This is a genomic window from Leptospira saintgironsiae (genome assembly GCF_002811765.1).
Taxonomy (GTDB): Bacteria; Spirochaetota; Leptospiria; order Leptospirales; family Leptospiraceae; genus Leptospira_B; species Leptospira_B saintgironsiae.
Genome location: NZ_NPDR01000001.1, coordinates 620,615 through 643,634 on the forward strand (window position 1 = coordinate 620,615; position 23,020 = coordinate 643,634).

Here is a 23,020-nt window from a genome sequence, read left to right on the forward strand (position 1 = left end):
CCTTATTATCCTTTAAAAAGAGAACGAGCGTCTAAAATATCTTTCAGTTGATAGAAAGGTTTTCCCGCTTTCGCTTTTGCCAATACTTCCGGAACAGGAAGCTTTGCTTTAGTGATTAGACTGATTGCTTCCTTAGGTCCGCCTAAGAAGTCTACGAATGCGGATGCAGGAGCCCAGTTAAATCCGGTTCCCATTGCAAGATCGGTCATTTCTTTGCTTTCCACAACTTCTCCCACGAGAGAGAGAGAGTAGCTTACGTAACGGGCAATGAAGTAACGAGCGATGTCTGCTTCCAGACCTTTCGCTTCTTTTACGATATTCATCGCACCGATATAATCGGCTTCTCCGATCCTGCGGTTTGCTTCTTTGATGAAAGGAATATCAAATTTAGGTACCGGAACAAACAGGTCACCTTTGATATCATAATATAATTTTTCTTTCTTACCGTCAGGAGTTTTGGTCATTTTGTAAAGACCTTGTCCGGACTTTCTTCCTAAGTCACCTTTATCGATTAACTTTTGGAAATAACCAGGAAGTTTGAATGTAGAATGTGCAGCATCTTTAGTCATCTCATAGAGGTTGTCTACGATAGCCTTGTGAACATCTAAACCAACGAAGTCAGCAGTATCAAGAGGAGCCATTGCTCTTCCAGTGTAACCACTCATGATCGCGTCGATAAGTGCGATACCACCTTTGTCAGAATATTCTTCCGCTTTGATAGCAGCTTCATTGATCAACTGGAATCCGATCCTGTTACCTGCGAATGCTGGAGTATCATTCGTATAAACTACAGCGCGTCCCAGAGTTTTATCCAGATACTCGCCTAACTTTTTAGTAACTTTCTTATCGTTTCCTGCGTGAGTTACTAATTCACAAAGGATCATTTTATACGGAGGGTTGAAGAAGTGAGTTCCGTAATAATGTTTTTTACCGTCTTCGTCGAAAGCATCTGCTAGACGAGCGATAGAAAGACCAGAAGAAACAGTGGATACGATAGTGCCCGGTTTACGAGCTTTCGCGATCCTTTTGTTGATCGGTTCTTTTACTTCATAACTTTCTGCAACAAGCTCGAAAACCCAATCGGATTCAGAGACTGCTTTTTCCAGATCTTGGTCATAAGAACCTGGAATTAATCTAGGACGAATAGTGTCCGTTTTAATAGAAGAAATTGCTTTTTCGATCCCTTCTTTAGCCTTGTTTACGTCACGAGCCAACATATGGACTTTCGCTTTGCCGAAAGCTGCTACGATAGCTGCAGATCCGGCGCCCATTGTCCCATTTGCGCCAAGAACGGTTACGGTTTTGATTTCCCTCATGGAATTATACCAACATCTCGGTTTTTGTAGAGTTAAGTCCTTGTTTAAAACAGGCTTTTAAGAGGGAAAGGCTTTTTTCTCCTCCGAAGCCCCTGCTTTAGCCGTTATCTATAAGACTTTGTAGAACGGTCGTTACGTTCGAAATAAACACTGTTCTTCAAAAAAATTCAATTTTCTCTCAAATCCTAGGAAGTTTCAGGGTTTGGAGAAGTGGTCAAGGTCCCTTTAGCGATTAGAACTTACTCAAGTAGGGGACAAACTTTCGAGATATTTATCTACCTCTTTGTTACATTCTTCTGAGGTTTCCCGCTTGCGTCTTGTTAGATTAGAATAAAATGATTCCGATAATTTACATTGATAAGCGAAACATATACATCAGGAATCATTCGGGGGAACCTTTTCTATGATCTTAGAAAAGAGCTTATTAGATATACTTTGGGTCTTGGTATGTTCAGGACTGGTGCTAATCATGCAAGGCGGTTTCCTTGTATTAGAGTCCGGACTTACTAGAGCCAAGAACTCAATCAACGTTGCCATCAAGAATGTGGCGGACTTTGGAGTTGCCACTCTTCTTTTTTACACATTTGGATTCGGACTTATGTTCGGAGTCACTTGGAATGGCCTCATAGGAACTTCTTTATTTGCTCCTGTGTTTCCAGAAGGTAAGGCTTGGCCTCCGACCTTCTTCTTATTCCAATTAGTTTTTTGTGGAACTTCCGCTACTATCGTTTCGGGAGCAGTTGCAGAAAGATTAAAATTCCATTCTTACTTATTCGCTACGGCTCTTATCTCAGGAGTGATCTACCCGATCGCTGGACATTGGTGTTGGGGAGGAAGTTTGACCGATGAGAATCATGGTTGGCTAGCCGCCAGAGGATTTCATGATTTCGCAGGTTCTACTTTGGTTCATAGTGTTGGTGGTTGGGTATCACTTTCACTTCTTCTTATCGTGGGGGCAAGGATAGGAAGATTTCCGGAGAATGAACCACCTAAAGCGGTAACTGGAAGTAATTTGCCTATGGCGATGTTAGGCGGAATCCTTCTTTGGTTCGGATGGATGGGATTTAATGGGGGAAGTACTTTAGGTTTTAACGAAAAAGTTCCAGGCATTATTCTAAACACTATCATCTCTTCCGGATTTTCTCTCATGGTTGCGATGTTGGCAGCATGGTTGATCAAAGGATTTCCAGAAGCGACTGCACCATTAAACGGATCCTTGGCTGGACTAGTCGCTATCACTGCTGGAGCAGATTGTTTTACTCCAGTTCAGTCCGCGATCATTGGCAGTATCGCTGGCTCCTTTGTTCTTCCGGCTGAAAAACTTTTAGAAAAACTGAAGATAGACGATGCGGTTGGAGCAATTCCGGTCCACTTGATCGGAGGAATTTGGGGAACGATTGCTGTAGGAATTTTTGGCGATCTGAATCTGATCGGGCATAATGAAAGCCGGGTCTCTCTTCTTCTTACCCAGATATTAGGAATTGTTTCAGTGGGAGGATTTGCGTTTGGACTTTCTTTGCTGATCTTCTATCTGATTAACAAATTTTTCCCTCTCCGGGTAGATGGGGACGAAGAAAGAATGGGACTGAATATCTCAGAGCATAAAGCAACTACTGAGTTGATCGATCTGTTCTTAGCAATGGATTATCAGAGAAAAACTGGCGACCTGGCAGTGGATGTTCCTGTAGAACCATTCACAGAAGTAGGTCAAATTGCAGAACGTTACAATTTGGTTCTCGGAACAGTACGCTCTACGCTCGCAGACAATGAAAAAGCAAGAATAGAGATCGAAGAAGCTTATGAGAAGGTGCGTATCGAGCAGGATAAGGCGGAAAAATTACTGCTGAACATTCTTCCTGACTCTATTGCACAGGAATTGAAGTCGAACACGGGACTCATCGCAGATAGTTATCCGAATGTTTCTATACTTTTTGCAGATATTGTTGGTTTCACTAAAATTTCTGCAGTGATGAAGCCTGAATCCGTAGTACGCATCTTAAACGAAGTATTCTCTCATTTCGATATTCTAGCAGAAAAGTACGGTTTGGAGAAGATTAAGACCATCGGAGACGCGTATATGGCTGTAGGAGGCCTTCCTTTACCGAATGAGGCACATCCTTTGCTTGTAGCTCATATGGCTTGGGATATGAAAGAACTCCTTTCTAAATTCAAACTTAAGAAAATGGGTACTAAACTGCGCATGAGGATAGGGATTAATACTGGTCCAGTAGTCGCAGGAGTCATCGGAACTAAAAAATTCATCTACGATATATGGGGAGATGCAGTAAATCTTGCTAGTCGTATGGAATCTCATGGTGTTCCAGGAGAAATTCAGGTCACAGAATCCACTGCTGAACTAATTAAATCCGATTTTGCGTTAACAGAAAGAGGAGAGATCAAGGTGAAAGGAAAAGGTTTAGTCAAAACCTTCTTAATTAGCCATCGACTACGTTCTCCTGAAGAAAGTTTTACTGATCTAGGATACTCATTCAGCACAACTTAAGATAGAAATGAAACATTATGAAATGTTTTAGATTGCTTTAATGAAATAAAATGAAAAAAGGTTTTACTCTTTTGGCTCTAAGTCTTACGAGTGGAAATTTACTCTAGGAATAACGGAAAGATTCCCCAGATACAAGGAGTATCTACCATGGTAGCTAAGAAGAAAGCAAAGAAAAAAGTCGCACCTAAGAAGAAAGCGGCAAAGAAGAAAGTAGCGAAAAAAAAGGTCGTTAAAGCCACTAAGAAGAAAGCAGTTAAGAAGAAGTCTGCGCCTAAAAAGAAAGTAGTTAAGAAAAAAACTGCTCCAAAGAAACCGGCGCCTCGTCCTGCTGCTCCAGTTGCGACCCCAGAACCTACGCCTGCACCAAGCCTGTTCCCAACTGGCGGTTCCAGCGAAGGAGAGAGCAACATCTAATTGCTCTTTTTTCTGAAGAAACTGGTCCCGCTCCCTTTTGGGAGCGGGATATTACTCTACCTTCTACTCTTCTCCCCCCTCTTATACAGCCAAAACACTCCTCCAGTTTACGCAAAAGTACTCTGCATTAACTCTCCAGAAGGTTGTGAATGTAAATTTCCTGAAAAGGAACATGGCATCCGTATATTTCACGGAGAAGCTGTCATTTTAGAAGATCCATTCACCAAGTCAGAAACTTCTAAGATACGTCGCTCTAAAGAGTCCTGTCTCTATCCAAGGACTAATTTGAAACCTTTGGCATACCAACATGCGTTTCGACCCATGCAGACGTCTCTGGATCATTCTCCTAAGCCTTTAGAAAGATTTCTCTCCAATGATGACCTGGAACGTTTGTCGGAATTCCAACCAATGAGTCTAGGAGCTTATTATCCTACGTATTATCATTTAGCATTGGAAGAAGCATTTCCTGGAACGGAAGTGGCTGCTTATTCTCCTTCTGGAAAAGAAATTGGCCGAGCATCTGCTACATTCTTAGAACAAGTACGTTGGGAAGGTTCTGGGATCGCAAAAGATGGGAAGAAGTACCATTTCGCAGGAGAAGGAAAATACGAACTCTATGACTTGGAATGGGGTTGGGGTGCTGGATATAATTATCAGGTATTTCCTTACCGCACCTTGGCTGTGAGTTTTAAGGATCTATGCGAGAAGATTGGATCTAGAATTTCTTCCTGCAATAAATCCAAGGTGATAGGTACATTAGCTTTTATCTCTAAAATCAAAGAGAAGAAGATCAAAATGCAGAATGGGAAGTACCATGATGGCTACTTCTGCCTGAACGATACTGGATCGCCTTTGTACATTCGAGACGATAGGGTGGACATGTTCGTAGGAGTTCACGGGGGAGGGAGTCCTTACCAGCCTCAGGAACTTTCCAGGAACCTATTTTTAGACGCTGGGATTAATCCTCTATATCCTTTCGATTGGAAATTGTATAGCTCCGAAAAGGAAAGATTCTGGTGTCCTAAGGAAAAACTTCCCCGCAATCCTTTTTCACCTTCTGAATCAGAATGCAAATTGGATTATCATGCCCAGGCTCCGGAGAAGGGAATGGAGATGAAAATTTTCTTCCGCAAGGATGGAAGTCTGGTCCGTTGCAGGACTTGATCCTAAATCAATTATGGCTACAATATTCTCTCACCCGGCAGTTCCGATCTCCCTCTTCTTCTTTTTTGGAAAAAAGAAAATCCCTGTATTACTTGCGGTTTTTGGAATATTCTTTTCTATTCTTCCTGATCTCGACGTAGTCGCTTTTAAATTTGGGATTCCTTACGAAAGTGATTGGGGTCATAGGGGTTTTACTCATTCTATCTTATTTGCTTTGATAATGTCTTGCATAGTTGTATTCTTCAGAACTAGGCTGAAAGCAAACTGGCTTACTATCTTTTTATTTCTATTTGTATCTGCGATCTCTCACGGAGTGTTGGATGCGATGACGACGGGAGGTTTAGGAGTTGGATTCTTAATTCCTTGGAGTTCTGAAAGGATCTTTTTTGAATATAGGCCGATCAGAGTGTCTCCCATTGGTCCAAAGAATTTTTTTACGGAAAGAGGTTGGATCGTGATCCAATCAGAAATGATTTGGATTTGGCTTCCTGCGTTATCGGTTTCTTTAATTGGTGTTCTTATGCGGAGGCTTATTAAATATAGGAACCACGATGAAAATTAAACCTGTTTCGATTACTATTATAAGTTGGATATTGATTGTTCTGTCCGGAGTCGGGATGGTTTCGAGTATTGTAACCTATTCAGTGAACGAGCAAGCTATCGAAATTTTAAAACAGACTAGTCATATTCCTCTACAGATCCAATTTTTGATTGCTGGAACTGCACTTATCGTCCAAGCCATTTGTGGAATTGGTTTTTTACAAGGACTGAATTGGTCCAGGATCTTATTCGTTGTTTCCTCGATTGCAGGAATACTTTATTCGTATCTTACTTCTCCAATTAAAGTGACTTTGATTTTTAGCGTGGTCTTTTTTGGTGTTGTCTGTTTCTTTTTATTTCGACCTATTTCGAATAAATTTTTTGGAAATCAGAAAGAGACCTAAATGTTTATAAAGGTTATAAAAATACTGGCTTATATTTTTTCCGGGATTTTTGTCGCTGAAATTTGTACATTATCCTTTTTTAATATGGATTCATCTCCGGAAGGATTTGAATTTAAAATTTTTTCTATCTGCGTGACTTTATTCGTAGTTCCACTTCTGATTGGATTAGCAATAGACCGATTTCAATCATGGGAGAGAGATTCTGGGATTATTATTCTAAGCGCATCAATTCTCTCTTTTGTTGCAATGAGTAGCGCTTATTTAATTGTATTTGATCCGGAAATACAGAAACTTCTTCCTAAAAACCAAAAGCCACTTACTCGGGATATTTTTACATTTTTAACCGGAGTTATTGTTTCCTTCTCCTTTATTTCGATAGGAGGAATTCTTTTATGGCTTGGTTTAAGGAAGAAGTCTTAAGAAACTAATCATTGAACCACTAAAAGATCTATCTTTCCGTGTTTATTATATTTTACGAAAGCTTTTCCTTTTTCATAGTAGTCATGATACTCGCCTTGTTTTCTAAACTTAGAACCCAAAAGTTTTTCTGCAGCAGGCTTAGAAGATCCTACAGTGATTCCTTGTCCTAAACCTGGACTATTATCTCCTACTACATTTACTTGAACTACGGTTCCCATATCTAAGATAAAAGCAGTCTCTTTGTTATCGTATTCGAAATATTCCAGACCGCTTTTTTTATCTGTCTTGATACGTGTAGGTTTTCCCCAGTTTTTCAGAAGATCTTCTAGCTTATCTCCGGGACCAACTCCACCAACTTTAAATGCATTCACCTCATTTGCAGGAGTAGGAGCGGTTAGTTCAATCGTATGGATCTTTGCTAATACTTTTGCCCAACCAGAAGTAGAATCATAATTAGTTAAATAATAACTTGCGAGCCCTTTGGATTTTGGATCTACCGCAGAATAAGATTCTACTAGCGCAATATTTAAGATCGGAGTGAAATTCTCATAAATATAATCAGGATCCACTTGTTGTTTTTGCGCGGTAGACTGACCGATCGTTTTTAGATATTGAGCTATCTGTGGATTGTTTCCACTTTGATTTGCAAGAGTTCTGATCTTTTGATCGATAGAAAGTGCAAGACGATTGAAAAGTTCTTTAGCCTCTTCTCTTTTATCTGTCCAGAATAAAACGACTCCCAAGTTATTTGCTAAGGCAACAGTTCCTTCTGCTTGGAAAGCTTGGTTAGCAACATTGACAGCTACATCTAGATCTTTTTCGTCTGCAGAATAAGAAAGTAAAACTGCATAATTAGAAAGAAAGTATGGATCATCTGTTTTTACGATCACATCTCTATATGCTTTGAGTGCACGATTGTATGCTGCTTCATTTCCAGGAACAATCCTCATGACTGCACGTTTACTTTTGTCTGGAGGAAATACCATTGTGTCTCTGAAAGAAGGCATATCCAAAACTGGTTTCAGTTTTAATTCTTCATTAGAAGCTGTTGCCATCCAGATCTTATGCATACAAACTGCGAGTGCTTTGCTTAAGTAAGTGTTTTCTGGAAATTTTTTGATCCCATCTTCTAAATTAGATCTTGCTTCATCTAAATTTCTTCCTAGTTGGATATCATCAAAAGTTTTTTCCATCTTAGCTAAGAAGCTATACAACTCTTGTTTATCCGTTTTAAGCCTGGATAATCTTTCATTTGGAGAAGGATGGCTGGAAAAATAATGAGAACCGATTAGTTCAGGTCTAGTTTTATCTGCTTTAGAAGAAGCTAATGCTTCTTTATAAGATTGTTCCACTTCGTTCAGAGTTTGAAGAGTGATGAGCATGAAGTCGCCACCGTAACCAGCCTTATCCAATAAGAATAAACCTGTTTGGTCTGCATCCAACTCTTGCTCTTGGGAAAATTTACTATTTTCTAAAAATGCTTTTCCAGATGGTTCATCTTTAAGTGCGTAAAACTTTTTTACACTATTGAAAACATGTCTATTATAGAAGTGAGCTAACTCGTGAGACAATACTCCCGCGATATATCTTTCACGATGGAAGTCCAACTTCTGAGCTGCATCTGCTTCTTTTTGTTTGATGATCTCATCTAGAGAATCCAAAGCCCCTGAATGAATGCAGAATTGTCCTCCAGCCATTGCAAATGCGTTGAAGCTTGCTTCCTTTACAATTTTATAAACTAGTGGAAAAGGAGGATTGCCCGAATTTTTGGAAAGTTTCCCGAAAGCTTTGTCTATCGGCTTCTTCCAGCCTTTATGATCTGCAAGAACAGTCTTGGACTTGATCAGATTTGTGAACTGAACATTACTTTGTCTTACTAACTGTGAATATAATTCCGAGTCGAATTCTCCCGGTTTGTTTTGAGAAAAAATTGGAGAGCCCGAGAATGATACTAAGCCTAAAACCACCAATAATTTCAGGACATAAGGGCGAACCGAATTCGAAAGATTGATCATGGAAAAACCTCTTGAGGAGAGAAAACTATCTGCTATTAAACGAATGTCAACTCTGAAAGGTTTAAAAAGTGAAATGAAATTTTTTGAGCGAAAAACTGGTTAGAGGGGCTTTTAATTAGGCTGCGATAGAATGATCGATCAGAATTAAAATATTGATTAAAAACAAGTGAAGAATGCTAAAGAAGAAAAATCCTCTGGCAAACTTAGGCTCAGGATTCTGAAATAATTTTACGGAAAGATAAAGTATAGAGATACTCAACGCAACGGAAGAGATCATATACAACCAACCCATGGAAGGTTCCGCCCAGTAGAACGCGATCACTGATCCCACATACAGAATTGTATAAAACAAAATTGAACGTCCGGTTTCCTTCACACCTTTTACAACAGGAAGCATTGGGAAATTAGCATCGCTATAATCTTCTTTCAAGAAGATTGCAAGCGCCCAGAAGTGAGCCGGAGTCCAGAGAAAGATCATCAGAAATAAGATCCATGCAGGTAAAGGTAAAGAATTACTAACGGCCGCATAGCCAATCAATGGTCCTACGCAACCTGCCACTCCACCTATTACAATATTCTGATGTGTTCTTGGTTTTAATAGAATTGTATAAAGAAAAACATAAGCGAGAAGTGCGGCAAATGCGCATATCGCAGTTAGTAAATTCGCAAAATAATATAAGATCGCAAATGCTACGAAGGTCATTGCAAAGCCAACGATCCAAGCCTGAGCAGTGCTGATCCTTCCTGCAGGAAGCGGACGATTTGCAGTCCGTTTCATTTTAGCATCCCTATCTATTTCAATGATTTGGTTGAAGATAAAAGATGCAGAAGACATCAAAAAAGTCCCAAGCATGGTCATAAAAACCAGAAGTGTACTTGGTGCAGAAGGACCGCCAAGATATAAACCAGGCACAGCAGTAGCCAAAACAAGGGAGCTTACCCTTGGTTTGATCATTTGGTTCCAGTCTGAAAGAAAACTATTCATACGATTAAGAAACCTTACTCTTAGAAAGCTCCGAAGCTCTCTGCACCCAAACTGCATACATGGATAAGAAAAGAAGAATGGCCACTCCAGTATGAGCAGCGGTCACTAATTTCGGAAGTTTCATGTATACGTTTACAACTCCCAATCCTATTTGAATAAGAAGAAGGATAATCGCTATTCTTACGTATTTTTTGGTCTCCGAGGAGAACCCTTTGAATATTCCATAAAGGTTTATTAGAAGAATGTAAAATGCCACTAAGTAAGCGCCCAATCTGTGTTGAACCTGGATTTGTATCTTAGGTTCCGGAACAGAAGGGATCCATTCCCCGTTACAAGTTGGGAATTCCAAACAAGCAAGTCCTGCGTAGTTGGAGCTTACTCTTCCCCCTAAAATAATTTGGAAGAAGATCAATAATACACCGATTAACAGCGGGATCTGGTCCTTCTGCAATAAACTTTGTTTAGTTACAAACTCATTTGAATTTGTAGAATCTGCAAGCTTGCGCGCTTTAAAAGTTGCCGTAACTATACAAAGTAAAAACAAAATCGCATTTAATAAATGAAGATTTACAGTAGCAGGATCTAAAGAAAGAAGAACTGTTAAACCTCCCAAAGTAATTTGAGAAGCAATCAATAGGATCCCTAAGATAAAATAACCTAAGAAAGATTTTCTTAATTCAGGAACGATTGCAGTCCAGATAGTGCCAGCAATCAGAACAATTCCTAAAAATCCGGAATAATATCTATGTCCGACTTCCATAAAAATATTAAAATCGAAGTCTGGAAAAAATTTACCGAAACAAAAAGGCCAATCAGGACAAGCGAGTCCTGAATCAGTGGCTCGGACAAGTGGTCCATATAATAAATTTAGAAAAATTAAAACTGAATAGAGGACTAGAAAGAGAGAAAATTTTCTGAAATGAGAATAAGTAGAAGCGATCATTCTGTTTTTTCGGAGAATCCGAGCTCTTCTTTACCATACTTGAGCGAGATTGATTTGGGGCAAGAGATTTGATGTTTGAAAATCGAAAGCTTACATTTTGATCTGAGACTTATTCTCATGCAAAGAACATTTAAAGATTCTAAAGAACGAACGTTCTAGTGTCCCGACCTAAGAATAGAAGCTTTTTATGTCGGTTCTATACGTATGAAAAGACTGAAAAGCAAAAACGCTTTCAAAAAAAAGACAGGTCTCCAAAACTGGCTGGTATCTTTCGCTTTTTACAAAAGTGAAACGTTTTTTTCTGATACTTTAGGAGTCATTCCATGAGCCAAAACGGAGACCATTACAACAAGGCAGGTTTTTGGACATTCGTGGTCGTGTTGACCGCTAACATTCTTTATTTCGTTTATCTTTCTGCATTCCACAAAGGTGTTAAAGATTATAATGAAGTAGTTCCTTCCCACACTTCGGCAGCGAAGTAAGGAAAGAATCCGGGATAGAACGTTGTTCTCCTCCAATCATCCGCGGCGATTTTCTACAATAGCTGCGGTTCTAATTCTTTTTCTACCATTCCTATCTGTACTATCCTTCGACACCGAAAGAGAACTACCTGCTCATGCTGTTCCTGCAGAACTCGAAGGTGTAGGTCTAGAAGAAAAATTAGGAAATCGTATAGATACCAATTTATCTTTCGTAGATGAACAAGGTAAACAAGTCCGCATAGGCGACTATCTGAAAGAAGGAAAACCACTTCTTCTTACCTTAGTATATTATAGATGTCCTACACTCTGCAGTCTTTATCTGAATGAGATCTCAACAGCACTCAAAGAATTGAATTTAGAAGTAGGAAAAGAATTCAATTACGTTGCAGTGAGTTTTGATCCAAAAGAAAAATCCGATCTAGCAAAAGCGAAAAAAGAAGTATATGTGAAAGATTATGGAAGAGGGGATGGTTCCGGTTGGAGTTTTTTAACTGGGAATGATCCTGAAATAAAGGCTTTGTCTTCCAGCTTGGGCTTTTCCTACAAATGGAATCCATATAATGATCAATGGGTGCATGTTTCTGTAGCCTATGTGATTACGCCTGAAGGACAAATTTCTAGGTATTTGAAAGGGATCCCGATGGATGAAAGAACTCTGAGATTATCTCTCGTAGAGGCTGGAAACGGTAAAATCGGCGATTTGACTGACAGTGTTGCCCTTTTTTGCTTCCAATTTGATCCATCCAAAAATAGGTATACATTATACGCATTCAATATCATGCGAATCGGCGGATTTCTTACCGTCGTTATCCTTGCGGCGTTCTTATTCCGCTTTTGGAAGAAACAAAACTCGTCTAGTACAGTATAAATAAAGGAAGGAGTGATTTCGATCCGATGAACTGGTTCTCTCTTATTACGGCGACAAGCTTCATGCCGGTTCCAGCGACTAAAGAATCGGGAGATGTAGATAACCTCTATATCTTTCTTCTTGTTTCGGGCCTTATCTCTTTTATCATTCTCATTGGTGGAATGGTAATATTCATTTTCAAGTATAGAAGAAAAACTGAAGATCAGAAAAGTGCGTATATCACGCACAATACTCTTGCTGAGTTCCTTTGGTCCTTCATACCTTTCGTGATCATGATGGTCATCTTCGCTTGGGGATGGAGTGTATTTCATGATCTTCGCAGAGTCGGAGAGAAAGGTGATGTTGAAGTTCACGTAACTGCTCGTCAGTGGGCTTGGACTTTCAAATACGCGAATGATATCGAGATCAATAGCCCAACTGACAAAAAGTTGTTGGACGATCCGGATTCTACTCTTCTCAAACCTGAGATTGTAGTAGTTCCAGTTGGCAAAACCATTCGTTTTATTCTTACTTCTGATGACGTTCTACATAGCTTCTATGTTCCTGCATTCAGGAACAAAATGGATGCGGTTCCTGGCAGAAGAACAACTTTCACTTTCACTCCGATTGAGAAAGGGGACTTCACAGTATTCTGTACTGAATATTGCGGAACTAAACACTCCAATATGATGGCTACGATTCGTGTGGTGGACGGAGAACAATTCGCTGCTTGGCAGGCAGAAAAAATCGCTGCTAACGCGGGCGCTAACAACAAAGGACCTGCAGAAAGAGGTGAAGCTCTTTTCAAAGGAAGTCTTGGATGTAGCGGATGTCACTCCATCGACGGATCCAGAATTGTTGGACCAAGTTTCAAAGGTCTTTATGGTAATAAGAGAGACTTCGCAGACGGATCTTCTGTGACTGCGGATGACGCTTATATCAAACAATCCATCCTTGTTCCAACAGCTAAAATTGTAGCTGGATTTCCTCCTGCGATGTCTTCTTTCCAAGGAAGGATCAAAGAGGACGAGATCAAGGACATCATCGAATTCATTAAGACGCTTAAATAGGATTACGGACAATGGCCCACGAGCAACATAATTACCTGAATCACCAAAAGGGGATTTGGTCCTGGCTTACGACCTTAGATCATAAGCGTATCGGGATCATGTACTTTGTCGCGATCATGAGCTTCTTCTTTTTAGGAGGAGTTTTCGCTCTATTAGTTCGCGCTGAATTATTCACACCTGGAAAAACCCTTTTTTCCGCAGACGTTTATAACAGAATGATGACCTACCATGGAGCCATTATGGTGTTCATGGTAATCGTTCCTGGTATTCCTGCAATTTTCGGAAACTTCGTACTTCCGATCATGATAGGAGCAAAAGACGTAGCTTTCCCAAGATTGAACTTAATGAGCTGGTACATGCTGATGATCGGAGCTGCGATCACTGGCTCCACACTATTCTTGGAAAACGTAGATACTGGTTGGACCTTCTACACTCCATACTCTTCCATTAAGACTGGATTAGGAGTGATTCCGATGGTTCTTGGAGTATTCATTATTGGATTCTCTTCGATCCTGACTGGTTTGAACTTCATCGTTACTACTCATAAACTGAGAGCGCCTGGAATGACCATGAACAGAATTCCTCTCATGGTTTGGGCACTTTACTCAACTGCGATCCTGCAAGTATTGGCAACTCCAGTTCTTGCGATCACTCTGCTTCTACTTATTGCAGAGAAAACTCTCGGAGTGGGGATTTTCGATCCTCAATTGGGAGGAGATCCGGTTCTATTCCAGCACTTCTTCTGGTTCTATTCTCACCCTGCAGTTTATATCATGATTCTTCCTGCGATGGGAGTGATCTCCGAGTTGGTTGCTACTTACTCTCGTAAAGTAATCTTCGGATATACTGCAATCGCTTACTCTTCCTTAGCGATCGCTGGGGTTTCCTTCTTAGTATGGGGACACCACATGTTCGTTTCTGGACAATCTGAGTTTGCGGGAGTTCTGTTCTCCTTCATTACAATGCTTGTAGGGGTTCCTACAGCGATCAAATTGTTCAACTGGATCGCAACCATGTATAAAGGAAGTATCCGTCTGGATGCTCCGATGTTATTTGCGATCGGGTTCATGTTCTTATTCACCATCGGTGGTTTGACTGGAGTGTATCTGGCTTCTACTGGTATGGATATTCACTTCCACGATACTTACTTCGTGGTGGCTCACTTCCATTACGTGATGGTTGGTGGAACTTTGATGGCTCTTATGGGAGCATTGATCTACTGGTTCCCTAAAGTTACCGGTAAAATCTATAGCGATTTAGTCGGAAGAATTTCCTGGGTGTTTATCTTTACTGGATTTAACGTTACCTTCTTTCCTCAATTCATCTTGGGAAATATGGGAATGCCTCGTAGATACTACGACTATCTTCCTACATTCACCGAATTAAACCAAATGTCCACTTTTGGATCTTGGTTGATCGGAACAGGATTCTTGGTTGGACTTTACGGAGTGATTTACGCACTTCTTAAAGGAAAAGAAGCAGGAAACAATCCATTCGGAGGAAAAACTCTGGAATGGACCACTGCTTCTCCTCCACCTCATGAAAATTTTGAATCGACCCCAGTACTAACCGGAGGGCCTTATGAGTACCGCTAATCACTCAGGTGGTTTTCATCACGCACATCATTTCGATAGCGCAGAACATCAATACGATGCATCCAAACAAGGAATCTGGTTATTCCTTGTTACAGAAATTCTAATGTTCGGTGGATTATTCGTAGGATATTCTATCTACCATTCTCTATACCCTCAAGTTTTCCACGCAGGAAGTAAGCAGCTTTCTGTAGTTTTGGGAGCTTTGAACACAGTAGTTCTTCTATTCAGCTCATTCACTATGGCTCTTGGAATCAACTATGTGCAAAGAGGTCTTAGAAACAAAGCGATCATCGCTCTTGCAGTGACTATCGCTTGTGCTGCGATCTTCATGGTCGTAAAGTTTTTCGAATACACTCACAAGTTCCATGTAGGTACTGTTCCTGGAAAATACGCTTACACTGAAGAGTTAAGCGCTTCCGGCGAGAAGGTAACTAAAGTAGGAGCTCTACTTGCAGAGGCTAATAAACTTAGCGTAGTAGAAAGAGAGCACAAACTTCATCTGGACGAAACTGAATTCGAACACCTGACTCTTTTGGAAAAAACCAAAAACTGGCCTTTGTTCTTCGGATTCTATTTTGTAATGTCCGGTATTCACGGTTTGCACGTTCTTGCAGGTGCATTCCTTATCTTCTGGGTACTTTTGAAAGTGATCAAAAACCAAGTTGGTCCTGAATATTACACTCCTGTAGAAGGTGTGGGTCTATTCTGGCACGTGGTAGACTTGATCTGGATTTACCTCTTCCCTCTTCTTTATCTGGTGGGATAAGTAAGTCCATATCGCAAGCAAGCAACCGAAAGGTTGTTTGAAAAAAGCCGGGGTTTCTCTCCGGCTTTTTTATTTTCTGCCTGAATACACCGCGTAAAAAAACTGCGAAGAAACGGCGAATCCTGCCGATATTTGAAGAGAGACAAGTTTTCCCGGACGCAATATGCAAAATATAGATTATTCCAGAAGACTGAGACAATCCGGAACCAGAGGTCCGGCTCCACGTCAGGGAGAGTCTTTTCCAACCGTGCAAACAATCCAGCATGTGAGGGGAGGAAATTCTCCGATCCGTTCTTTTCCAAGTTCCAGATCCATCTTTTTGGTTTTGGTGGGAGCAATTTCTCTTTTTACTGGTGGGGTAGTAGTCGGTCTTAGATTGGATCAGAAGGAGCAAGCATTTGCTCAAAACGAAACCCAGTCTTTTTATAATGCAGGAAAAAGTGTAAGAACGGAACAATCCGTAGAAGAGAGAGAAAATTCTTCTGCTGAAGCAGTAAGCTCAAATACAGCAGAAAATTCTGCTGAAACTTCTTCTTCCCAAAATTCTAATCGAAATCCTGGACTCAAATTTCCAGCCAGATCGGATAAGGAAAATTATTTCCTATCTATCCCAACTGAGGATTCTGTTGAAGCGATGGAAATTGGAAAAAAATTGCTAAGAGCAAAACCTGAATTCCAAGGAAGATTTTTCAGATCCAAAGACGGAGAATTATTCTTAGGATATTTTTACGGAAAAGAAGAAGCTACCAAGGCCCTGGAATCCATTCGTCCTCTGAACGATCCGATTTTTCACAAAACATCCATTCACAAACTTCAATTTTGATCTAAATTTTCGAACTATCTTCAGTCTAGAACGATTCCTTATTTTTTCCTTGACTTTGCCCCAAAATTTGCTATATTTTTGGGCAGAGTTTTAACGGAAGTCTTAATACTAATTGGCTGGCAAAAAGAAACAATCTGGCTACGATCATGGCGTAGGCGATTACGTCGTATATCCGATCCACGGGGTAGGTGAAATCACCGAAATCTCCAAAAAGGTTATCCTGGGAAAGAAAAAAGAGTGCTACGTAATGGAAATCCAGGGTAGCAAGATGAAGGTGATGATCCCGGTCGATAAAGCAAAGCAGGTCGGAATTCGACCGATTATCGACAAGAAGGATATCAAAAAAGTTATCAATCTACTCAAGAAAGACGAGGTCGATACTGAAGAGGACTGGAAGATCAGGTACCAAAACAACCTGAACAAAATAAAGTCCGGATCGATCTTCGAAGTGGCGGATGTGTGCAGGAATTTATTCCGCAGGGCAAATGGTAAAGAACTGTCCATCATGGAACGTAAATTGTACGAAAGTGCGTACAATCTAGTGAAGATGGAAGTCGCCCTAAGTAAAGGAGTTTCCCAAGAAGAAGCTGGGAACCTTGTGTCAGATGTTTTAGCTAGTACATTCGCTCCGGGAGAAAGAGTTCCCGTAGCTGCAGTCGACATAGACGAAGAATAATTTCCGATAAAACTCGAATCTTATTTAAAAGGATTTGAGTTATGGCGTATTTTTATAAAGGTCTAACGGCCGTCCTACTCTCCTTAGTGTCGTTCTTTGTAACGCAAAAACAAACTCAAGAGTTTGTATTTTCAGGCTCTAGTGCTGGGCTTGTACTCGTAATTTCTCTCGTACTTTTGTTCGGTGAAACTAAACTATTTCCAAAACTTCGCGGAGACGTTATTTTTTGTGTAGGTGTGGGTGCATTATTAGGATTTGCCCTAGCTTGGTTTATTGGAACGATTATTCGTTTTGAGGAATTGAATCTTGCATTGTACCTGATCCTAGGCCTCTTCGGAGCTAGAGCAGGTAAGTCGTTCGCAAAAGAGCCTGGCCTTTCTGTATTCGGAGGCGGGGGTGGAGGATCTTCCTTGGTGGATCCTTTCGGCGTAGCTTCTATAGGTAAAGATGAAGTCAGAGATAAAATTCTAGATACTTCCGTCGTTATCGACGGAAGAATATTAGATATTGCTGATACACATTTTATCGATGGTCCGCTTATTCTACCTAACTTTGTGTTAAGAGAGATCCAGCTTATTAGTGACTCTTCTGACCCGATCAAAAGAGCAAGAGGACGCCGTGGTTTGGAGATGTTGAACAAACTCCAAAGAAAAGGTTCTATCGAAGTTAAGATCACTTACAAAGATTATTCTGACACTAGAGAAGTTGACGCTAAGTTGATCAAACTTGCTAGGGACACCGGTGGAAAGATCGTAACTAACGACTTCAACTTGAACAAAGTTGCAGAACTCCAAGGAGTGAAAGTTCTCAATCTGAACACCTTGGCTAACGCATTAAAACCTGTTGTTCTTCCTGGTGAAGAATTGGCTATCCAAGTCATTAAAGAAGGAAAGGACGAAAACCAAGGTATCGGCTATTTAGAAGACGGAACCATGGTAGTGATAGAGAACGGCGGACATCTAGTTGGTAAAGAAGTGAAAGTTACTGTTACTTCTATCATCCAAACTGCTGCTGGAAAAATGATATTCACCAAAGCTAATGGAAACAGTGGCTTTGACAAAGGTGAACGCGCCCCTGAAAAAGAAAACAGAGGTGGTAAGGGCGGAGAACGCGGAGAAGATCGTGGAAATAGATACGATCGTGGTGACCGAGGAAACGAGGAAAGAGGCAATCGTAAAGATTACCAAAACAAAAACCAGAACCGTAGCAATTTCCAAGACAGAGGCGATAAAGGCGAGGGTCGTGGAGATGATTTCGGAAATCGTAAAGACGTCCAAGATCAGCAGCAACAGCAGCAATAACCGGTCGCTAAAGTGACAGAATACGGGTTGGATTAGGAATTGCCTTCAAATTCGACCCGGTTCCGAATTGACGGTATCCTTACCCGAAAAAAAATTGAAATACGATCTCAATAAGGAGAGCCAAATGCAGGCCCAGACGCAAGTGAAGGGACTGAAGGAGCTCGGTATAGAGCCCTCCGAAGTCTTCCATAACCTTTCATACGACGAAATTTTCGAACACGAAAAGAATAACGGGGAAACTGTCCTTTCCTCTAACGGAACCATGATGGTGGATACCGGTATTTTCACCGGACGTTCTCCAAAAGATAAATACTTCGTAGACGAACCTTCTTCTAACAAGAATATCTGGTGGTCTCATATTAACTTTAAAGCTTCCGAAGCAGTTTTCGAAGAGCTTTATCAAAAATGTGTAAACTATCTTAGCGGAAAAAAACTCTATGTATTCGACGGATACGCAGGAGCAAACCCTGAGACCAGAATTGGTCTTCGTGTAGTTTCCGAAAAAGCATGGCAGCACCATTTCTGCACCAACATGTTCCTTCGCCCTAGCAAGGAAGAGTTGGCTAATCTTCTTCCTGAATTCACTATCATCAACGCTTGCGGAGTGAAGAACGAAAAATACAAAGAGCATGGTCTGAACTCAGAAGTATTCGTGATCTTCAACCTTGCAAAAAAACTTTGTATCATCGGTGGAACCGAGTACGGCGGAGAAATGAAGAAAGGTATCTTCTCTGTAATGAACTATAAGTTACCATTACAGGGAATCGTTTCTATGCATTGTTCCGCAAATATCGGAAACAAAGACGGAGACACTGCTCTGTTCTTCGGACTTTCCGGAACTGGTAAGACTACTCTTTCCACTGACCCGAACCGTAAACTGATCGGGGACGATGAGCATGGTTGGGACGATAACGGAATTTTCAATATCGAAGGCGGTTGTTACGCGAAAGTGATCAACCTTGATCCTAAAACAGAGCCAGAAATTTTCGAAGCGATTAAAAGAGACGCTCTTTTAGAGAACGTAGTTTTCGATGAAAAAACGAAAGTTGTAGATTATACTTCCGCTGCTAAAACCGAAAACACCAGAGTTTCCTACCCGATCTACCATATCAAAAACATCCAAGTTCCTTCTAAAGGTGGCCATCCTAAAGTGATCATCTTCTTGACTTACGATGCATTCGGAGTTCTTCCTCCAGTGTCTCGTCTGTCTATCGAACAAGCGATGTATCACTTCCTTTCTGGTTACACTGCGAAAGTTGCGGGAACTGAAAGAGGTGTTAAAGAGCCTACCGCTACATTCTCAGCTTGTTTCGGAGCTGCGTTCATGACACTTCACCCAACTGTTTATGCTCAGTTATTAGGTGAGAAGATGCGTAAACATAATGTTCGCGCATACATGATGAACACAGGACTTGTTGGTGGAGCTTACGGAACTGGTAAGAGGATGAATCTTCCTTCTACTCGTAAAATTATCGACGAGATCATGAACGGAAACATCGACAAAGCTGAATTCATTAAGCATCCGATCTTCCAAGTAGAATATCCTAAAACCGTAGAAGGTGTAGATAGTTCTATCCTGGATCCTCGTGAGGCTTGGACTGATAAAGCTGCTTACGATGAGTCTTCTAAAAAGCTTGCTGGCATGTTTATTGAGAACTTCAAAAAATATGTAGAAGGCTCTAAAGACTTCGACTTCACAGCGTTCGGACCTCAAATATAGGCTGATCTTTAAAAAGTCGGATCTATTTCCGGAGGAGTAAGTGGGATTTTCCCCTTACTCCTTTTTTATGCCCTCGCGGCGTCGGTAAGTTGTTGACAAGACGTTGTGCGGCGCATAATCATCTTACAATACATAGGGATCAAAAGTATGGAAAAGGAAATCAAAGAAGCACTGAATTTCGCGATCGGAGCGGCAAAAACCCTGAGAGAACAAGCGGACAGTATTCTTTTAAAAGTGGAAAAAGAATTTAAAGAACTCTCCACAAAAGGTTCTCAAGACCAAAGCGATGTTGCAAATAATCTTAGAAAGTATATCGAAGACGCATTACGTTCTGTGGAAGGACTTGCTGGCCAAGTTAATTCTAAAGTAGAAGAAGCTAAAAAAGAATTCGGTAAGAAAAACTCTAACGACTGAGATATCACCTCTTTTCGTTTATCCTGCCCCGCCTATCCAAATCAATTTATAAGATTAAAGCCTGGGATCATCTGATTCCAGGCCCAACCATTTCGCCAATCTTTCTTTGAAAGAGATGGGAGGTGGACTTTCCATATCCAGCTCGAAAGAAGTATTCCATAAAGAGATATTCTGTTCGAATTTGATCTTTAGAATTTTATGAATAGTTTCTCTTGAGCCATTAAACCATTCAGAAGAAGGGATCCCTTTTTCTGTTAGATAACCTTCGATTAGATCAATACTTCTATAATCAGAAGAAAGAGAAGAATAAGAAAAAGAATCATCTGCAAATTCGGAAAATATATTCTCCCATTCATCTGCAAAATTTCTTTCTTTGTTCCTACAATCGTAGGCTTGGCAGATGGATGCTCCATAAAAGGAATAATTCTGGCTACGTGGATCTCCCGTATAAATAGGATGGATCATACATCCAATTCTACTTCTGACTTTGACGTCCGGAGAAGTTCCGCTCACTTCTTCTGTAAGCATTCCTAAGAAGGGACAATTATAGGTGAGTGGGTCTTTCTTAATGTAATTTTTTTCTGCTTCTTCCCGAACCTTTCTGAATTCAGCCATCGTATATGGTTTGGAGAAGTCGACAGATTCTTTGAAAGTTTCAGTTCTATCTTTTAAGAGAGTTCTGAACTGATCCGGCTTTAATTCTAGATTGAATAATCCGCAGCAGGCTCCGCAAGAAAACGGAACGTCCGCAGAAGGTTGGCAAAGCCCCACTTATAAACCGCCGTGAGGCAGATTCCCAGGCTTAGAAGGAAGAAATCCTAAAAACGAGAGTTCCAATTCTTTTGTTTCAGGATTTTCTACTATATTGCAGTTCAGAGGGAAGATCTGCATTCTATCTTCGTGGAAAACAATTACCTTTCCTCTATACTTTTCGATCTGTTCTCCAATAAAGTCTTGTTTGATCATAGGAGCGGCAACTAAAGAAGATTCGGATTTTATTCCGCGGAAGAATAGATGATTGTTCGAGTTGGTAGAAACTAAGAAGATACTGATCCTCTCCAATTCCTCTAACTCTGTAAGAAGATTTTCAAAATAATACTGGAATGTGATCAGATATCCGTCTGCGGATTCTGGCTGGATCTGACCTTTTGAATACAGATCGATCCATTGGATCATCTTGGAGATCGTATCTTTGTTCGCAAAAAGTATTTCAGGAAGATCAGTAACTACAGGAGTGATCTCTAACTTTCTGAAATCATGAAGGCATTGGAACATCAGTTCCCACCATCTCTCAGTATTATATGCATCGTCCGGATTGTTAGGGATATATTTTCCTAAAGAGTGATTCTGATGATCGCTAAATAAGATCCCTCCAATCACCTTGGAAAATTCCTCAAATGCAAAGATCAAGTGTTCCATCAATTGATAGGAAGTAAGTGCTTCTTCTTTCTGTTTTTCAGTGAACTTGTAATAAGACGCTGCAATCGGATTTGGATAAAATTTGAATATTAAAGAAGGATTAATGATCTTATGGACTGGTTTTCCTTTTGTAGGATCGGAAACTACCCTGATGACCGGTTGTCCATGTAAGCTATAATTGGTCCAAGTAAGATCGCTTGGATCATAATTTCTTCTAGCGTGTTCCTTTGCTAAATACAAAGACTCGCCTATACTTTTATCTGCAAATAAGTTCGTATAGAATTGGATCGTGAAATCGATCGTATTCTGATTGTCTGCGATTTCCCAATTGGTCCCGATAAAACTTTTTATTCCGGACATCAAAAAGGATCCTGCAAAATTGTTCATTAGATCTGCGTTCAGATTTCTAGTCGCACTTTTGTTGGATTGGCAAGAGTTAGAGAACACCATATCTGTATTAAATCCAGAGTTTTTGATCTCTCTTGCTTTTAGGATTTTTCCTTCAGAGATCAGCCATCCGTTTTCTAAAGGATCATCGGAAAAATATAAATGTCCTGAGTAATGGATGATATTCTTTCCTTTGATGAGAGAAAGAAGTTTTAATTTAGTAACTTGGCGTCCGCCTATAAATTCGATTTCTAATCTAGAACTTGGTACCTTCTCACTTAGAACCCTAAAGATCTGTTCTCCTTCTTTCTGAGCCCATTCTAGATCTTCGGTTGGATCCGCGATGATAAGCATGCGGAGCTTCTCCTTTTCTTTGAATGCACCGCTGCTTGATTCTCCTCTTACAGTTTTTCCTATGTAAAATTTATCTGAGAGAAAACAAGTGCCGTCATGTAGGAGCTCCCACGGGATCACTCCTAGTTTAGGATCTATATTAAAGTGAAGGTATTTTTCAGTAGTAAGTCTGAGTTTTTCTTGGATAGCTGTTGGAAAAAACTGATCGTAGAAAGTTTCTCCCAGGATCTTTAGATCATGAAGAATATCAGTTTCTAGAGTTGGGGTATGCCCTGATTTTTGGTGGATCGCAACGGAAACTCGAACTAAGTTTTCGATTTCCTTAATATACTCTAGGATTAGATCTTCGTCCATAGTGGACTGAAGATGTGATTCTGATCCGCTGCCGGAACTATCCAGAATATTGAATACGTTTACGGCACCGACTCTGTCTATGATTAGGTTCAGCATTGGATCTAAAAA

At 40.5% G+C, this 23,020-nt stretch carries 22 protein-coding genes; 15 read left to right on the top strand and 7 right to left on the bottom strand.

All coding sequences use genetic code 11. The features are described 5' to 3' along the window. Window positions 1-5: 5 nt before the first annotated feature. The gene (locus CH362_RS02840) at window positions 6-1,316 is read right to left on the bottom strand and encodes a 3-hydroxyacyl-CoA dehydrogenase family protein (protein ID WP_100708820.1); all 1,311 of its coding nucleotides are present in this window, start codon (window positions 1,314-1,316) and stop codon (window positions 6-8) included. Window positions 1,317-1,719: 403 nt separating this feature from the next. Between CH362_RS02840 and amt the strand changes: the two genes are divergently transcribed. Further along, the gene (gene amt, locus CH362_RS02845; protein ID WP_100708821.1) at window positions 1,720-3,819 is read left to right on the top strand and encodes an ammonium transporter; all 2,100 of its coding nucleotides are present in this window, start codon (window positions 1,720-1,722) and stop codon (window positions 3,817-3,819) included. Window positions 3,820-3,917: 98 nt separating this feature from the next. Here amt and CH362_RS02850 read toward each other — a convergent pair whose 3' ends face one another. After that, entirely contained in the window at window positions 3,918-4,229 is a 312-nt protein-coding gene (locus CH362_RS02850) for a hypothetical protein (protein ID WP_100708822.1), read from the bottom strand. A 4-nt stretch (window positions 4,230-4,233) separates the two neighbouring features. Between CH362_RS02850 and CH362_RS02855 the strand changes: the two genes are divergently transcribed. From CH362_RS02855 to CH362_RS02870, 4 genes are read left to right on the top strand one after another with little or no spacing between them, the layout of a single operon-like run. Then, a complete protein-coding gene (locus CH362_RS02855) occupies window positions 4,234-5,397 on the top strand; it encodes an RlpA-like double-psi beta-barrel domain-containing protein (protein ID WP_100708823.1) in 1,164 nt (387 codons plus the stop codon). A gap of 13 nt (window positions 5,398-5,410) precedes the next feature. Then, complete coding sequence (locus tag CH362_RS02860) at window positions 5,411-5,959, top strand: metal-dependent hydrolase (protein WP_100709250.1); 549 nt, start codon at window positions 5,411-5,413, stop codon at window positions 5,957-5,959. Next, on the top strand, window positions 5,949-6,341 hold the full coding sequence (locus CH362_RS02865; protein ID WP_100708824.1) for a hypothetical protein: 393 nt from the start codon (window positions 5,949-5,951) through the stop codon (window positions 6,339-6,341). The genes CH362_RS02860 and CH362_RS02865 overlap by 11 nt, the downstream gene beginning before the upstream one ends. Beyond that, window positions 6,342-6,761: a hypothetical protein gene (locus CH362_RS02870; protein ID WP_100708825.1), complete on the top strand. Its 420-nt coding sequence runs from the start codon at window positions 6,342-6,344 to the stop codon at window positions 6,759-6,761. It abuts the gene before it with no gap. A gap of 8 nt (window positions 6,762-6,769) precedes the next feature. Here the strand turns inward: CH362_RS02870 and CH362_RS02875 are convergent, their stop codons facing one another. The 3 genes from CH362_RS02875 to CH362_RS02885 form a co-directional block, all read right to left on the bottom strand. Then, window positions 6,770-8,776, bottom strand: coding sequence for a M48 family metallopeptidase (locus CH362_RS02875; protein WP_100708826.1), 2,007 nt, complete (start codon window positions 8,774-8,776; stop codon window positions 6,770-6,772). A gap of 115 nt (window positions 8,777-8,891) precedes the next feature. Further along, complete coding sequence (cyoE, locus tag CH362_RS02880) at window positions 8,892-9,761, bottom strand: heme o synthase (RefSeq protein ID WP_100708827.1); 870 nt, start codon at window positions 9,759-9,761, stop codon at window positions 8,892-8,894. Between the two features lie 4 nt (window positions 9,762-9,765). Next, window positions 9,766-10,704 carry a COX15/CtaA family protein gene (locus CH362_RS02885; RefSeq protein WP_100708828.1) on the bottom strand — a complete coding sequence of 313 codons (939 nt, stop codon included), beginning with the start codon at window positions 10,702-10,704 and terminating at the stop codon, window positions 9,766-9,768. A gap of 323 nt (window positions 10,705-11,027) precedes the next feature. Here CH362_RS02885 and CH362_RS19220 point away from each other — a divergent pair, with 323 nt between their 5' ends. The 10 genes from CH362_RS19220 to CH362_RS02930 all read left to right on the top strand — a co-directional run bounded on the left by CH362_RS19220 (window position 11,028) and on the right by CH362_RS02930 (window position 20,398). After that, the gene (locus CH362_RS19220; RefSeq protein WP_165780220.1) at window positions 11,028-11,186 is read left to right on the top strand and encodes a hypothetical protein; all 159 of its coding nucleotides are present in this window, start codon (window positions 11,028-11,030) and stop codon (window positions 11,184-11,186) included. 58 nt (window positions 11,187-11,244) lie between these two features. After that, on the top strand, window positions 11,245-12,054 hold the full coding sequence (locus CH362_RS02890; protein ID WP_425269018.1) for an SCO family protein: 810 nt from the start codon (window positions 11,245-11,247) through the stop codon (window positions 12,052-12,054). A gap of 26 nt (window positions 12,055-12,080) precedes the next feature. Further along, a complete protein-coding gene (coxB, locus tag CH362_RS02895) occupies window positions 12,081-13,103 on the top strand; it encodes a cytochrome c oxidase subunit II (protein WP_208859518.1) in 1,023 nt (340 codons plus the stop codon). Between the two features lie 11 nt (window positions 13,104-13,114). Next, entirely contained in the window at window positions 13,115-14,698 is a 1,584-nt protein-coding gene (ctaD, locus tag CH362_RS02900) for a cytochrome c oxidase subunit I (protein ID WP_100708830.1), read from the top strand. Continuing rightward, window positions 14,685-15,464 (top strand): cytochrome c oxidase subunit 3 family protein, encoded by a 780-nt coding sequence (locus tag CH362_RS02905; protein ID WP_100708831.1) that lies wholly within the window; start codon window positions 14,685-14,687, stop codon window positions 15,462-15,464. Before ctaD ends, CH362_RS02905 begins: the two co-directional genes overlap by 14 nt. Before the next feature lie 163 nt (window positions 15,465-15,627). Then, a complete protein-coding gene (locus CH362_RS02910) occupies window positions 15,628-16,287 on the top strand; it encodes a hypothetical protein (protein WP_100708832.1) in 660 nt (219 codons plus the stop codon). Window positions 16,288-16,399: 112 nt separating this feature from the next. Beyond that, a complete protein-coding gene (locus tag CH362_RS02915) occupies window positions 16,400-16,963 on the top strand; it encodes a CarD family transcriptional regulator (RefSeq protein ID WP_100708833.1) in 564 nt (187 codons plus the stop codon). A 41-nt stretch (window positions 16,964-17,004) separates the two neighbouring features. Then, entirely contained in the window at window positions 17,005-18,264 is a 1,260-nt protein-coding gene (locus CH362_RS02920; protein ID WP_100708834.1) for a PIN/TRAM domain-containing protein, read from the top strand. A 124-nt stretch (window positions 18,265-18,388) separates the two neighbouring features. Continuing rightward, window positions 18,389-19,984 carry a phosphoenolpyruvate carboxykinase (ATP) gene (pckA, locus tag CH362_RS02925; protein WP_100709253.1) on the top strand — a complete coding sequence of 532 codons (1,596 nt, stop codon included), beginning with the start codon at window positions 18,389-18,391 and terminating at the stop codon, window positions 19,982-19,984. Window positions 19,985-20,131: 147 nt separating this feature from the next. Continuing rightward, window positions 20,132-20,398, top strand: coding sequence for a phasin-related domain-containing protein (locus CH362_RS02930; protein WP_100708835.1), 267 nt, complete (start codon window positions 20,132-20,134; stop codon window positions 20,396-20,398). Window positions 20,399-20,452: 54 nt separating this feature from the next. Here CH362_RS02930 and CH362_RS02935 read toward each other — a convergent pair whose 3' ends face one another. Together CH362_RS02935 and CH362_RS02940 are read right to left on the bottom strand one after the other, a co-directional pair. Beyond that, window positions 20,453-21,169, bottom strand: coding sequence for a hypothetical protein (locus tag CH362_RS02935; RefSeq protein ID WP_100708836.1), 717 nt, complete (start codon window positions 21,167-21,169; stop codon window positions 20,453-20,455). Further along, complete coding sequence (locus tag CH362_RS02940; RefSeq protein WP_100708837.1) at window positions 21,170-23,008, bottom strand: CHAT domain-containing protein; 1,839 nt, start codon at window positions 23,006-23,008, stop codon at window positions 21,170-21,172. It lies immediately after the preceding gene. Window positions 23,009-23,020: the final 12 nt, after the last annotated feature.